Below are 13575 nucleotides of genomic sequence, written 5' to 3'. Positions count from 1 at the left end.
TCGCTACGCAGGCGAAAGGCCGGGCGGAATTCCTCAAGCTTGCGATGCCGGGCCGGTCATAGCAGGTATTGGGTGATGGCACTGCCCCAGCTGAGGCCCCCGCCACTGAAGTCAGGAAAAACAGACGCAAGGTTTCCGACCAGTGGGTCGCGCACGCCGCCCGAACCCGGGACCAAGGTATGCCGGGTTGCCGCTGCATTCCGCCGTGGCTACAAAGATGGGCAGGAAGGCGGGGAAAATAAAAAGCGCCGTTCGGAGAGCGGCGCCCTGTGGCGATCATCCCAACCGGGATTATGCCTCGCGCACGTCCTCAGCCTGCATACCTTTCGGTCCACGGACACTATTGAATGTTACCCGCGCACCTTCCGCCAAAGTTTTGAAGCCGTTGCCCTGGATAGCAGAGTGATGCACAAACACATCTTCCTTGCCATCTTCCGGGGTGATGAAACCAAAACCTTTGCTGTCGTTGAACCATTTTACTGTGCCAGTTGCCATGTTTAAGAACTTCCTATTACGTTAAATCTGGGCCATTTTCCCAGCTGGGAAGCATAATGGGTTTTATGCCGGGGTGCAAGGAAATATTGACGTATTGGGAAACCACTCACCCACCATGCTCAAAGGTGGGCGGCGAGCGGTCCGTTTGCTGGTCCCTTTTGTCGCCGCTGCCTCATTGCCGCAGGTGCACTCCCGACAATGATCGGGTTCAGGAATTGTGGTCAGTATATTTTATGATTTTCGCACGGTTTTTGAGTGGTGTTTTTGCGACCGCGGCGGTCGCTTTTTATTTGGGGCATATCTTCTATGCCCTTTAATCATAGTAAAGGCGTTTCTTGCGTTTTATGGCATTGGTGGGGCGCTGCATTTTCTGCCAATCTGCTGCTTTTCCCCCTCATGGGTCGCATCGCGTTATTGTGGTTTTTTCCGCGGACATTATGGTCGCGCCAAGGCTTTCTGCGTGGTGGCAGTCTGGACGAACTGCCTCGAAAACCAGACACTTGCAGTGCTTCCAGCCGGTTTAGGATGCTATGCGCTTGATGTCGAAGCTTTCCCCGGGATTCTCGAAGGCAGCGGGTACAAAGCTCTGGGCGGCCAGCCAGGTGAAGACGGTTTCGGGCTGGATCTCCGCGACCGTCTCAGGCGCGGTCGCGCCGGTCCACTTCGGGGGACAGGGGGACACAAGGCGTGGAGTGGTGGCCTGAACATGATGTCCGACAAAACCGTAGGTACCGGTGAGCAGGGTGGTCATGAGGATTTGCTCCTGGTACGGGGTAACTGGAAAGCGGTCCAATGGCGTTCCACGAAATCGATAAACTCCGCGCGGAAGTGCTCCGGAGCGAAGCGCATGGCGTTTACGCGGCAGGCGGTGGGCTGGATCACATCACCCTCTCGCTCGAAGCGTTCGACCGCTGCAATGATCGCTGCTTCGGATTGTTCCGCGAAAAAGAGGCCAGTGGGTGGGCGCAGCGGGATCTGTCCCGCTTCGGGGAGTGGGACAATGGTTTCCAGGGCGCCGCCCTGACCAAAGGCGATTACCGGGGTCCCGCAGGCTTGGGCCTCGAGTGGGGAAATACCGAAGTCTTCCTCCGCGGCAAACACGAAGGCGCGCGCCCTCTGCAAGTAATCGCGCAGGACGGCGGCCTCGGCAAAACCGAGCAGGATGACATTCACGCCCGCCCTGGCCTTGATCTTCGCAAAATCCGGCCCGTCACCGATCACCACCAGGCGTTTATCGGGCATGGCGGTAAACGCGGCAACGATCAGGTCGATCTTTTTGTACGGTACCATGCGTGAGGCCGTGACGTAAAAGTCCTCCTTGCTGGTGCCCATGGAAAATTCGCTCACGTCCACAGGCGGATAAATGACCGTGGATCCACGGCGGTACACCTTATAAATGCGTCGCGCAATATATCTGGAGATCGCCATGAATTCGTCCACTCCAAATGCTGTGCGGTTATCCCAGAGGCGGATGTAATGCAGGATAATTTTTGCGATCCATCCTTTCATCCCGGTGCTCAGGCCCGATCCCAACAGGTATTGATGTTGTAGGTCCCACGCGTAGCGGATAGGCGAATAGCAGAGACAAAGGTGCAACTGATCTGGCCCGGTCAGAACCCCTTTCGCCACCGCATGGCTGCTGGTCAACACCAGATCGTAGACGGAGAGGTCGAATTGTTCAATGGCCAAGGGCATCAACGGGAGATAAGTCCGATACTTTTTTTGCGCCAGGGGTAAGCGCTGAATGAAGGAAGTGGTGACGGTTCTGTTACCGATAAATCCGCGGTCTTCCGGCGGCAAAAAATCGATCAAACTGTAGAGGTCCGCTTCCGGGTAGCATAGCAGCATTTGTGCCAGAACACGCTCCGCCCCGGCATAGGTCACGAGCCAGTCGTGGACGATGGCGACCCGTCTGGGTGTCTGTGTTGTCACGCCGACAGGCCCTGGCGCGGAGACCGTTCGTGCGGGCGGAAGAGGGCAGCAACAGTACTGAGTATGGGAGCGTTCTCAAGGGCCATCGGGCAGTACCATAACGTTAATAGTCCACGTGGTCAATTGCATCGGATGGTCTTCGGCCCCCTATGGTGGCATAGGGGGTGCCCTTTTATCAGTTCTTCGGGCCATCTTCATCCTTATCCCGGAAGCTTTCCTCGGCAGCATCCATCTCGTCGGCAACATGCTGCGACGGCTCTGCTGTATCATCAGCGGCCGCCTCTACGCCGGGCCGGGATGCGGGCAGCCGTGCTGCGAAGAACAGTCCGACTTCAAAGAGCATGTACATGGGAATGAGCAGCATGACCATGGATAAAACATCGGGAGGACTGAGTACTGCCGATGCGATGGCGCAGATCAGGAATGCGTAGCGGCGACTGCGGCGCAATGTGGCCACTTGTAGCACCCCGATACGTACCAGTACGACGATCAGGATGGGAATCTGGAAGGCGAGGCCAAAGGCAAGCGAGAATTTGACGATGAGCGATAGGTAACTATCGACTTTGGGCATGGCGGTAATATCATTGCCAGAGAAGCTCACAAAAAATCGGAAGGCATTCGGGAATACGATAAAATAGGCAAAGAGCATCCCGCCGATAAACAGGAAAACAGAGGCAAAAATGAGCGGGAAAAAGGCCTTGCGCTCGTGTTCATAAAGGCCGGGGGCTATGAAGGCCCAAAATTGATACAGGACAATGGGTAGCGCCAGAACAAATCCGGATAGTAAGGAAAGTTGCACATAGGTTAAAAATACTTCAGGTAAACTAGTGTAAATTAAGTGACTACCCTTGGGTAACACCTCAATCAGCGGTGCGGCGAGAATAGTATAAATCGCTTTGGAAAAGGGGTAAGAGGCCATGAAGCCGACAAAAACGGCGATCACTGCAAATAATACACGGCGACGCAATTCTAACAGGTGGCCGATAAAGGTATTCTCCGCCAACTTGTCCATGCTTAAAAAACGTCCTTAGGCGGTATTGATGTGCTGGTGAGTTTGGACAGACTATACAATCAATGCAGGCGGCGGTTTTCTGGTCCGGGCAGCTCTGCATGCTGCACGGGTGCCGGCAGTATATCGAGTTCCCCCTGTTTTTGCTCTGCTATGATTTCTGGCGTTTCGTCGCTTACTGTAGGGATAGCTGTAGCGGTAACGTCCGCAGGCAAAAGTGCTTCATTGGCGTAGTCCCGCAGTCGGTTTGCCTCTTGGCGCAGGTCATCCAGTAAAAACTGCTGTTCGACCTCAGAGCGCAGGCCCGTCATGGTGCGCCGCATGGCGCCGTACCATTTCCCCGCAGTGCGCGCGAGCTCGGGCATTTTTTCCGGTCCGACCACGAGCAGTGCAATGATCCCGAGTAGTGCGAGCTCGCCGAAGCTGAAGTCGAACATGAGCGGTCAGCGGTTAACAGTTTCGTGTTCTTTGCTGGGCTGGACATCGGCGTCAATGGTGTGGCTGATGATTTCCTTCTTTTCCTCCTCTTCCTTGACGGCAGAGCGGAAGCCCTTGATGGCAGAACCCAGGTCCGAGCCCACGTGGCGCAGCTTTGCGGTGCCAAACAGCGCGACTACTATCAATAAAATGATGACCAGATGCCAGATGCTAAAAGCGCCCATGACTGCTCTCCTTCCCCCGCAGGGGTTTACGCACTACAACCAACTGTTGGACCATAGGAAAATAAATCGGTTGCGTCAAGCTTGGGGACGCCGTGCCGCCTTCTCTTCCAGGCCGGAAACGCCCTCACGGCGCGCCAGTTCCCCGAGGACATCATCTATATGCAATTCATGTTCCTCCAAGGCCACCATCAGGTGAAAGAGGAGGTCTGCTGCCTCTGCAATAACCGGTTTCGGCTCAGGATTCTTGCAGGCGATGATAAACTCGGTGGCCTCTTCCCCCACCTTTTTCAAAATCCGATCCTGGCCCCCATGGAGCAGTTGTGCCACGTAGGATTGGCCGGGATCAGCCAGCCGCCGACTGTGCAGGGTGGCCTGTAAACTATCCAGGATGCTGCCGGGCGGCGGTGCCTGATGCTGCCAGCCATCGCTGCCGGGTTGGCCGAGAAAGAAGCAGGTTTTCTCTCCCGTGTGACAGGCAGGACCTTCCTGAATGACACGCATAAGAATGGTGTCACCATCACAGTCGAGGCGCAGATCGACCAGATGCTGGACATGGCCGGAGGTCTCGCCTTTACGCCAAAGCGCTTGCCGGGAGCGCGACCAGTAGGTGCCCATGCCCACATGAAGCGTCGCCAGCAAGGCCTCGGCGTTCATCCAGGCCAGCATCAGTACCTGGCCGCTGCGTGCGTCCTGAGCAATGACCGGCACCAAGCCGTCGGCATTCCAGTGCACGGCGGCGAGTATGGCCGAATGCTTCGCTTCCGTATCACCCATGCTGGTCAGACCTCTCGTTGATGTCCTTCTACCCAAATATACGCAGTTACGGGTTGACCGGTGCGCCAAGCCGCGCTCGTCAGCGGATGCTGCGTACCGGGATACCCGCCTCTGCCATCTGTGCCTTGACCTCGGCGATGCGAAACTGGCCGAAGTGAAAGACACTGGCCGCTAATACCGCATCGGCATGCCCTTGCTGGATGCCTTCGGCGAAGTGCTGGATTTCTCCGACACCACCCGAAGCAATGACCGGGACCGGCACGACATCGCTGACGGCACGGGTGAGGGCGAGATCGAAGCCGACCCCCGTACCATCGCGATCCATACTGGTGAGCAGGATTTCACCGGCGCCGTATTCGGCCATCTGCCGCGCCCAGGCCACCGCATCCAGGCCAGTGCTGCGCCGCCCGCCGTGGGTAAAAACTTCCCAATGATCCGCCACGCGCTTGGCATCGATGGCGACGACGATACAGGAGTTACCGAAACGTCGGGCGGCAGCGCGCACCAGTTCCGGTTCATGGACGGCGGCACTGTTGATGCTGACCTTGTCGGCACCGGCGAGAAGCAGGGCGCGGATATCTTCGACGCAGCGCACGCCACCGCCGACCGTCAGGGGTATGAAGACTTGGGCCGCCACGGCAGACACCACATCGGCAAGGGTGCGGCGTTCTTCATAACTGGCAGAAATATCGAGAAAGGTAATCTCATCAGCGCCCTCGTCGTTGTAGCGTTTGGCCACCTCCACCGGGTCGCCGGCATCGCGCAGGGCAACGAACTGGACGCCCTTCACCACCCGGCCGTGGTCGATATCCAGACAGGGTATAATGCGCTTGGCGAGCATCTGCTTAAGCCTCGGCCTGGGCGCGGGCCCGGCTAAAGTCCAGGGTCCCCTCGTAGATGGCGCGACCGGTAATGGCGCCGGTGATGCCGTCTCCTTCGTGGGCCTTGAGCGCCAGCACCTGTTCCAGATTGGCGATGCCACCAGAAGCGATGACTGGCACGGGTACGGCCTGCGCGAGCGCTACCGTTGCGGGAATGTTCGGGCCGTTGAGCATACCGTCGCGGCTGATATCGGTGTAGATGATGGCCTCGATACCGTCGGCAGCGAAGTGCTGAGCGAGATCAATGGGATCGTGGCGGGACAGTTTGGACCAGCCTTCGGTAGCCACTTTGCCGTCACGGGCATCAATGCCCACCATAATATGGCCGGGAAAGCTTACTGCGGCGTTAGCGACGAAGCCGGGGGCCTTGACCGCCTGCGTGCCGATGATCACGTAGCGAACACCTGCTTGAATGTAGGCTTCGATTTGCTCTTCGCTGCGGATACCGCCGCCGACCTGAATTTCGAGCTCGGGGAAACATTCGCAGATGGCGGCGATCGCCTGTGCATTGACCGGCGCTCCCTGCACGGCACCGTCGAGATCGACGATGTGCAGACGTTTGGCGCCGGCTTCCACCCAGCGCTGCGCAGTGGCGATCGGATTATCCGAAAAAACCGTGTTGTCTTCCATCCGGCCCTGCCGTAAACGCACACAGTTCCCGCCCTTGAGGTCGATGGCCGGAATCAACAGCATGACAACTTCCTCCACACAAAGTTATTCCAGAAAACAGGGTCAAAGCGCACAGCTTGCTCCACCGTCACCATCCCAGCCGAGAAAATTTCCCAGCAGGCGCAGGCCTGTCGTGCCACTTTTTTCAGGATGGCACTGCAGGGCAAATAGATTGTCCGCCGCCATCGCGGCACAGAAGGGGAAGGCATAATCGCTAAAGGCCGCGAGTATCTCGGGGGCGGCGGGTTCCACGTAGAAGGAGTGCACGAAATAAAAATAGGCATTTTGTGGAACACCAGCAAAAAGAGGATGTTCCACCAACTGATGCAGCTCATTCCAGCCCATGTGCGGAATTTTCAGGCGGCGGCCATCTGCCGCCTGCAGAGCTTCTTCCGGAAAGGGAATGACCCGTCCCGGCAGCAGACCAAGTCCGGCGTGTTCTCCATGTTCCATACTGCCGTCCATGAGCATCTGCATCCCGAGGCAGATGCCGAGGAAGGGCCGAGTCTGCGCCGCAACGCGGACGAAGTCACTGAGTTCACGGGCCTCCAGCGCGGCCATGCAGTCACCAAAAGCACCGACCCCCGGAAAAATGATGCGGTCGGTGGTGGCCAGTTCGCTGGCCTGATCGCTGATAATCGCTTTGCCACCCAGATACTCCACGGCCTTGGCCACGGAATAGAGGTTGCCCATACCGTAATCGATAATGCCGACGCGGGTTGTGGCAGCGCTCATAGGGTCAGGGTACCTTTGGTACTGGGCACAGCGCCTGCCATGCGCGGATCGGGGGCGACAGCCATACGCAGGGCACGACCAAAGGCCTTGAACAGGGTCTCGGCGATGTGGTGGGCGTTGTTGCCGCGTAAGGCGTCCAGATGCAGGCTCACCTGAGCATGGTTGACGAAGCCCTGAAAGAATTCATGGAAGAGGTCCACATCAAAGCCACCCACCTGGGCGCGCGGGAACTCGACCGCAAAGACCAGTCCGGGACGGCCGGAAAGGTCTACCACCGCCCGTGACAGTGCCTCGTCCAGCGGCACGTAGGCATGACCATAGCGCTGAATGCCCGTCTTGTCGCCGACGGCACGGGCAAATGCCTGACCGAGGGTGATACCGATATCCTCTACCGTGTGGTGGGCGTCAATGTCCAGATCACCCTGGGCCTGAATGCGCAGGTCGAAAAGGCCATGGCGGACGATTTGATGGATCATGTGATCGAGAAAAGGTAGCCCGGTGTGCAGTTCCGCTTGCCCGGACCCATCGAGATTCACGGCAACCCGGATCTGGGTTTCGAGGGTGTTTCTTTCGACTTCGGCTTGACGCGGCTTCACAGTAAAGACTCCAGTACGGCCAGAAAGCGATCATTTTCGGCGGGGGTGCCGACACTGACCCGTAGATATTCGCTGAGACGGGGGTGACCTGTAAAGGCTTTGATGAGCACCCCGCCTTCGCGCAGCCCTGAAAATAGCGCTGCAGCTCGCCCGGGGGCATGAAAGAGCAGGAAGTTGGCGGCGCTGGGCCAGATCGCCAGGCCGTAGGAAGAGATGGCCTTAAGGAGCCTTTCCCGCTCGCTACGCAGGACTTCGGCCTGCGCGTCCAGCACTTTGGTATGGCATAAATAGAAAGCGACGCTACGCTGGGTGAGCACATTGATGTTGTAGGGCAGACGCAACTTGTCCAACTCCTGAATCCACGCCGTCGGCCCTGCCAGCATCCCCAGCCGTAACCCTGCCAGGCCCTCCTTGGACAGGGTGCGCAGGAGGAGGAGGTTGGGTGTGCGTCCCAGGCGATCGGCAAAGGTCGTCTGACTGAAAGCGTGGTAGGCCTCATCTACCACTACCAGGCCGGGTGCGGCAGCGACGATGGCTTCCAGATCGGCCTCAGGGAAGAGGCTGCCGCTCGGGTTGTTGGGCCAGTCGAGGAAAATGATGCCAGGCTGTTGCGCGGCGATAGCGGTCAGCATGGCGGGGAGATCCAGCTGAAAGTCCGCGTCCAGAGGAATGCCCGTAAAGGCTAGCCCGAGTTGTTGCGCCAGGATGCGGTACATGACGAAGCTGGGGTCCACCGCCATGATGGGACGCTGGCTACCGGCCACGGCGGTCACCAGAATCTGGATCAGCTCGTCGGAGCCGTTGCCGAGCATGAGTTCTGCACCCTCAGGCACACCGATATGAGTTTTGAGGGCGGCGATGAGGGCGCCCGGGTGCGCGTCCGGGTAGCGGTTGAGGGGCGCATCGGCGAGGCTTTCCAGCCATTGCTGGCGCAGCGCGGCGGGTAGACGGTAAGGATTCTCCATGGCGTCGAGCTTGATGAGCCCATCACTGGGCGCCACCGCATAGGCCTTGCTGGCCAGCAACTCCGGACGCAGCAAGCTCTGCATCAGGGCGATCGTCGCCTCGTCGCTCATGATCCAGCTTTGGGAATGCGGCAGGCTGCTGAGCGGGCATGTGCGGTCAGCCCTTCGCCCCGGGCGAGGCCTTCGGCGATCCGCCCCAGATGCGCGGCTCCAGCGGGGCTGGCATGGATGAGGCTGCTGCGCTTGATGAAATCGTAGACACCCAGTGCCGATGAGAAACGTGCGCTACCGCCCGTGGGTAACACATGATTGGGGCCGGCGACATAGTCGCCGAGGGCCTCACAACTGTGGATACCCATGAAAATGGCGCCAGCGTTGTGGATGTCCGCCAGCCAGTCTTCCGGATCCGCTACGGCCAGTTCCAGATGTTCCGGCGCGATACGGTCGGCAATGGCGCAGGCCTCGGCGCGATCGCGCACGCGGATCACCGCGCCGCGGTCTGCCCAGCTCTTGCGGGCGATAGGTGCGCGGTCCAGTACCGCAAGCGCAGTATCTACGGCAGTGAGCACCGACTCGATATGCGCATCGTCCCAGCTGATGAGGATACTCTGGGCCAGTTCATCATGTTCTGCCTGGGAAAGCAGGTCCCAGGCCAGCCATTCGGCGGGTGCCGAGCCATCGCTGATGACGAGGATTTCGCTGGGCCCGGCAATCATATCAATGCCGACCCGGCCAAAGACCATACGCTTGGCGGTGGCCACATAAATATTACCGGGGCCGACAATTTTATCTACCGCCGGGACACTCTCTGTACCATAGGCCAGCGCCGCTACCGCCTGCGCGCCGCCGACACAGAATACCCGATCCACCCCGGCAATAGCCGCCGCCGCCAGCACCCAGGGATTCACCTGCCCCTGGGGGGTGGGGACGGTCATGATGATTTCCTGCACGCCCGCCACGTGCGCAGGGATGGAATTCATCAGCACCGAGCTGGGATAGGCGGCCTTCCCACCGGGCACGTAAATCCCCACCCGGGACAGGGGTAGAATGCGCTGGCCCAGCACCGTGCCATCGGCCTCGGTAAAGGTCCAGCTTGCGCTGCGCTGGTACTCGTGGTAACTGCGGATACGTTGCGCCGCCTTTTCCAGGGCGGTGCGCTGACCTGGCTCCAGGCCATCAAGAGCCTGCTCCCAGTGGCTGCGGGGGATTTCCAGATCGGCGGACGAATCCGTATGCAGGCCGTCAAAGCGCTCGGTATACTCGCGTAGCGCCGCATCGCCCCGGTCGCGGACCGCAGCGACAATCTCCCGCACCCGTTCTTCAATCTGCGGATCCAGGTTGGCGTCCCAGTCATGCAGGGCGTGAAACTGCTGAGCGAAATCGGGGTTGCGGGTATCCAGACGATTCATGACGCGACTTGCGCCTCCAATTGGCTGATGAGGGTTTCGATGGCGTGGCGCTTGAGTTTCATGGCCGCACGGTTGACCACCAGACGGCTGGAAATAGGCATGATTTCTTCCACTTCCACCAGTCCATTTTCTTTGAGCGTCCGACCGCTGGAGACCAGATCGACAATGCGATCGGCGAGACCGACCAGCGGTGCCAGTTCCATGCTGCCGTAAAGCTTGATGATTTCCGTCTGTACACCGCGAGCATGGAAATAGTTGCGGGTGATGTGCGGATATTTGGTCGCAATGCGCACCCGTTCCCAGTTTTGCGGGGCATCGTGGGCTGCCAAGCTGGCAGGCTCGGCCACTGCCATGTGGCAGATGCCGATGCGCAGGTCGAGAGGCTCATAAAGGTCTAGGCCTTCCTGCTCCAGCAGCACATCCTTGCCAGCGATACCCACATCAGCAGCACCCCAGGTCACGTAGGTTGGCACATCACTGGCGCGGATCACCAGAAAGCGCACTGCAGGATCTGTGCTGGGGATGATCAATTTGCGGGATTCATCAGGATCTTCCGCCAGATGGATGCCTGCTCCCGCAAACAGGGGGATGGCTTCTTGCAGAATCCGTCCCTTGGACAGCGCAATGGTGATACCGGTACTCATGCGACGCTCCTGCTGCTGTTGCTGATCCGGCGAATATCCGCCCCTAAGGCGCTGAGTTTCTCTTCGATGACCTCATAACCGCGATCCAGATGGTATATACGGTCAATGAGGGTTTCGCCCTCTGCCACCAGCCCGGCCAGGACCAGTGAGGCGGATGCCCGCAGGTCGGTCGCCATTACCGGCGCGCCGCGCAGGCGGGGTACCCCGCGTACTACGGCGGTCTTGCCGTCGGCGTTGATGTCGGCACCCAGTCTCCGCAATTCAGAGACGTGCATAAAGCGATTTTCGAAGATGGTTTCGGTGATGACGCCGCTTCCTTCGGCGATGCAGTTCATCGCCATAAATTGCGCCTGCATGTCCGTGGGGAAGGCCGGATAGGGTGCCGTGCGCACATCCACCGCCTGCGGCCTGCGCGTCATGCGGATGCGGATCGTGTCCGCCCCGGTTGTCACTTCAGCCCCTGCTTCCCGTAGTTTGAGGATGACGCTTTCCAGCAAGCCCGCATCGGTGCGTTTCAGGCAAATATCGCCGCCGGCCATGGCCGCCGCCACCAGATAGGTGCCCGTCTCAATGCGGTCCGGCACAACACTATGCTCGGCACCATGCAGTTCATCTACGCCCTCAATCTCGATGACCGATGTCCCCGCTCCGGAGATGCGCGCACCCATGGCCGACAGGCAGTGGGCAAGATCGACAATTTCCGGCTCGCAGGCGGCATTTTCGAGAGTGGTGCGTCCCGTGGCGAGGGTGGCTGCCATGAGCAGGTTTTCCGTACCGGTGACGGAGACGATCTCCATGACAATGCGGGTGCCGCGTAAACGGGATGCCTGTGCTTTAACGAAACCGTCCTCTACGGTGATTTCAGCGCCCAAAGCCTGTAGACCACTGAGATGGACACTCACCGGACGACTGCCGATGGCACAGCCACCAGGCAGACTCACTTCTGCCGAGCCATGGCGGGCCAGCAGCGGACCGAGTACCAGAATCGAGGCCCGCATGGTCTTCACCAGTTCATAAGGGGCGACGACCGAATGTACCGGGCGCGGATCGACTTCAATCCCGAGCTGACCGTCTACCAGCACCCTTGCACCGAGTGTACTCAACAATTCCAGGGTGGTGGTGATGTCACGCAGATGCGGAATGTTGCGCAGTTGCACCGGCTCACGTGCCAGCAAGGTGGCGGCGAGACAAGGCAACGCCGCGTTTTTGGCCCCGGAAATCCGCAACTCACCGCGTAAAGGGCCATTACCACGCAACAGCAGCTTGTCCATGGGCGCAAATCAGCTCGCGCTGGCCGCTTGCGCGCTGTCGACCAGCTTCTTCAGTTCGCCCTGCTGATAGAGATCGGACATGATGTCTGACCCGCCGACAAACTCTCCTTGAATATAGAGCTGGGGAATAGTGGGCCAATTGGAATACTGCTTGATACCGTCGCGAATCTGCGGGTCGGCCAGGACGTCCACCGTAAAGAGGTCCTTGACGCCGGATTGCTGCAACAGTTGCACGGCACGGGCCGAAAAACCGCATTGCGGCGCCCGTGGGTTACCCTTCATGTACAGCACGACGGGATGCTTCTGAACCTGTTCCTGAATGAGTTCCTGAATCGTTGCCATGATTATCCTCGTTAAATTAGGGGTGAGTACGCCGATTAATGCGCTGCAGGGTGATGGACTGGTGGTGCCTGTTCGGGCGTCAGGGTGCGCAGCGAGAGGGCGTGAATCTCCTCGCGCATGCGTTCGCCCAGCGCATCATAAACCAGTTGATGCTGCTTGATGAGGGAAAGCCCGATAAAGGCCGGAGAAATGACCAGTGCCTCGAAATGGGCGCCGTCGTCTCCCAGGACTTCTATAAAAGCGTCGGGAAGCCGTTGCTGGATGAGTGATTTGATCGTATTGGCATTCATGGGGTGTAGTGTAACGTAAAAATGCCGCCGTGTGATGTGGCCACTTAGACCCAAACGTGTCATGCCGCGCTGGATCAGGGAGCGATACTCTGTAAGTGCCTACTGGCGCAACTTGTAGCCGCGATCCAGCAGGTGCCAGGCGAAAAGACCCGTGACGCCCGCGAAAACGATACTGACGCCAAGACATGTCCATACGCTGACATCAGAATCTGCGAAAAAGCCATAGCGAAACCCGTCGATGATGTAGAAAAACGGGTTGAACAACGAGAGGTGCTGCCACACGCCAGGCAGGGACTGCACGGAGTAAAAGACACCAGCAAGAAAAGTCAGAGGCATGATAATGAAGTTTTGGAAACCGGCAATCTGATCGAATTTCTCCGCCCAAAGTCCGGCAATCAGACCCAGTGAACCCATGCCGCCCGCGCCCAGAATGGTAAATACCACGATCCACAAGGGATGCAGCAGCGGTATCCGCAGATACAACAGCGCCAGTGCAAGGATCGCAATCCCCACCAGTGCGCCACGCAGCACGGAGGCGGCAACCATAGCAATGTATATTTCGGTAGGGCTGAGCGGGCTGAGCAGCAGAAAGACGATGTTTCCCGTCACCTTGGCTTGAATCAGGCTGGAGGAACTGTTGGCAAAGGCATTTTGTAAGATCGACATCATCATCAGGCCGGGCACGATGAAGGCCGTATAGCTGACCCCCGGATAGACCGCTATATGTCCGCCCAAGGCGTGCCCAAAAACCACCAGGTAGAGGATGGTGGTGATCAGCGGGGCGGCAATGGTCTGTAGCCACACCTTGCCGAAGCGCAAGGTCTCTTTGTAAAAGAGGGTCCAGGTCGGTGCGAGGCGGGCATGTGCGGGGCCGGGATCTGTCACGGCCCGCTTCATGAAA

At 58.8% G+C, this 13575-nt stretch carries 18 protein-coding genes; all 18 read right to left on the bottom strand.

Annotated features, from left to right (window positions below; genetic code table 11):
- Positions 1-291: 291 nt before the first annotated feature.
- Complete coding sequence (locus tag H2515_RS14760; protein WP_014030249.1) at positions 292-495, bottom strand: cold-shock protein; 204 nt, start codon at positions 493-495, stop codon at positions 292-294.
- Positions 496-1015: 520 nt separating this feature from the next.
- Positions 1016-1246 carry a GDP-mannose 4,6-dehydratase gene (locus H2515_RS14755; protein ID WP_065414068.1) on the bottom strand — a complete coding sequence of 77 codons (231 nt, stop codon included), beginning with the start codon at positions 1244-1246 and terminating at the stop codon, positions 1016-1018.
- Positions 1243-2427, bottom strand: coding sequence for a glycosyltransferase family 4 protein (locus H2515_RS14750; protein WP_198660490.1), 1185 nt, complete (start codon positions 2425-2427; stop codon positions 1243-1245). The genes H2515_RS14755 and H2515_RS14750 overlap by 4 nt, the downstream gene beginning before the upstream one ends.
- Positions 2428-2602: 175 nt before the next feature.
- Positions 2603-3439 carry a twin-arginine translocase subunit TatC gene (gene tatC / locus H2515_RS14745; RefSeq protein ID WP_035190653.1) on the bottom strand — a complete coding sequence of 279 codons (837 nt, stop codon included), beginning with the start codon at positions 3437-3439 and terminating at the stop codon, positions 2603-2605.
- Between the two features lie 59 nt (positions 3440-3498).
- Positions 3499-3873, bottom strand: a complete 375-nt coding sequence (tatB, locus tag H2515_RS14740) for a Sec-independent protein translocase protein TatB (RefSeq protein WP_065414071.1) — start codon at positions 3871-3873, stop codon at positions 3499-3501.
- A 6-nt stretch (positions 3874-3879) separates the two neighbouring features.
- The gene (tatA, locus tag H2515_RS14735; protein WP_035190659.1) at positions 3880-4098 is read right to left on the bottom strand and encodes a Sec-independent protein translocase subunit TatA; all 219 of its coding nucleotides are present in this window, start codon (positions 4096-4098) and stop codon (positions 3880-3882) included.
- Positions 4099-4173: 75 nt separating this feature from the next.
- Positions 4174-4872, bottom strand: a complete 699-nt coding sequence (gene hisIE, locus H2515_RS14730) for a bifunctional phosphoribosyl-AMP cyclohydrolase/phosphoribosyl-ATP diphosphatase HisIE (RefSeq protein ID WP_065414072.1) — start codon at positions 4870-4872, stop codon at positions 4174-4176.
- Positions 4873-4951: 79 nt separating this feature from the next.
- Positions 4952-5713 carry an imidazole glycerol phosphate synthase subunit HisF gene (gene hisF / locus H2515_RS14725; RefSeq protein ID WP_198660489.1) on the bottom strand — a complete coding sequence of 254 codons (762 nt, stop codon included), beginning with the start codon at positions 5711-5713 and terminating at the stop codon, positions 4952-4954.
- 4 nt (positions 5714-5717) lie between these two features.
- The gene (gene hisA / locus H2515_RS14720; RefSeq protein WP_035190665.1) at positions 5718-6446 is read right to left on the bottom strand and encodes a 1-(5-phosphoribosyl)-5-[(5-phosphoribosylamino)methylideneamino]imidazole-4-carboxamide isomerase; all 729 of its coding nucleotides are present in this window, start codon (positions 6444-6446) and stop codon (positions 5718-5720) included.
- 39 nt (positions 6447-6485) lie between these two features.
- A complete protein-coding gene (gene hisH, locus H2515_RS14715) occupies positions 6486-7157 on the bottom strand; it encodes an imidazole glycerol phosphate synthase subunit HisH (protein WP_065414074.1) in 672 nt (223 codons plus the stop codon).
- Positions 7154-7753 (bottom strand): imidazoleglycerol-phosphate dehydratase HisB, encoded by a 600-nt coding sequence (gene hisB, locus H2515_RS14710; RefSeq protein ID WP_035190668.1) that lies wholly within the window; start codon positions 7751-7753, stop codon positions 7154-7156. Before hisB ends, hisH begins: the two co-directional genes overlap by 4 nt.
- Complete coding sequence (gene hisC / locus H2515_RS14705; RefSeq protein WP_065414075.1) at positions 7750-8829, bottom strand: histidinol-phosphate transaminase; 1080 nt, start codon at positions 8827-8829, stop codon at positions 7750-7752. The genes hisB and hisC overlap by 4 nt, the downstream gene beginning before the upstream one ends.
- On the bottom strand, positions 8826-10127 hold the full coding sequence (gene hisD / locus H2515_RS14700) for a histidinol dehydrogenase (RefSeq protein WP_065414076.1): 1302 nt from the start codon (positions 10125-10127) through the stop codon (positions 8826-8828). Before hisD ends, hisC begins: the two co-directional genes overlap by 4 nt.
- Complete coding sequence (hisG, locus tag H2515_RS14695; protein ID WP_035190671.1) at positions 10124-10771, bottom strand: ATP phosphoribosyltransferase; 648 nt, start codon at positions 10769-10771, stop codon at positions 10124-10126. Before hisG ends, hisD begins: the two co-directional genes overlap by 4 nt.
- The gene (gene murA, locus H2515_RS14690; protein ID WP_065414077.1) at positions 10768-12042 is read right to left on the bottom strand and encodes a UDP-N-acetylglucosamine 1-carboxyvinyltransferase; all 1275 of its coding nucleotides are present in this window, start codon (positions 12040-12042) and stop codon (positions 10768-10770) included. Before murA ends, hisG begins: the two co-directional genes overlap by 4 nt.
- A 9-nt stretch (positions 12043-12051) precedes the next feature.
- On the bottom strand, positions 12052-12384 hold the full coding sequence (grxD, locus tag H2515_RS14685; RefSeq protein WP_035190677.1) for a Grx4 family monothiol glutaredoxin: 333 nt from the start codon (positions 12382-12384) through the stop codon (positions 12052-12054).
- Between the two features lie 35 nt (positions 12385-12419).
- Entirely contained in the window at positions 12420-12674 is a 255-nt protein-coding gene (locus H2515_RS14680) for a BolA family protein (RefSeq protein ID WP_014030233.1), read from the bottom strand.
- Positions 12675-12773: 99 nt separating this feature from the next.
- Positions 12774-13571, bottom strand: coding sequence for an ABC transporter permease (locus H2515_RS14675; RefSeq protein ID WP_231550995.1), 798 nt, complete (start codon positions 13569-13571; stop codon positions 12774-12776).
- Positions 13572-13575 lie beyond the last annotated feature (4 nt).

Origin of the sequence: Acidithiobacillus ferrivorans (assembly GCF_016250455.1) — a bacterium.
Lineage (GTDB): Bacteria > Pseudomonadota > Gammaproteobacteria > Acidithiobacillales > Acidithiobacillaceae > Acidithiobacillus > Acidithiobacillus ferrivorans.
This window is presented reverse-complemented; position numbering and strand designations above follow the sequence as displayed.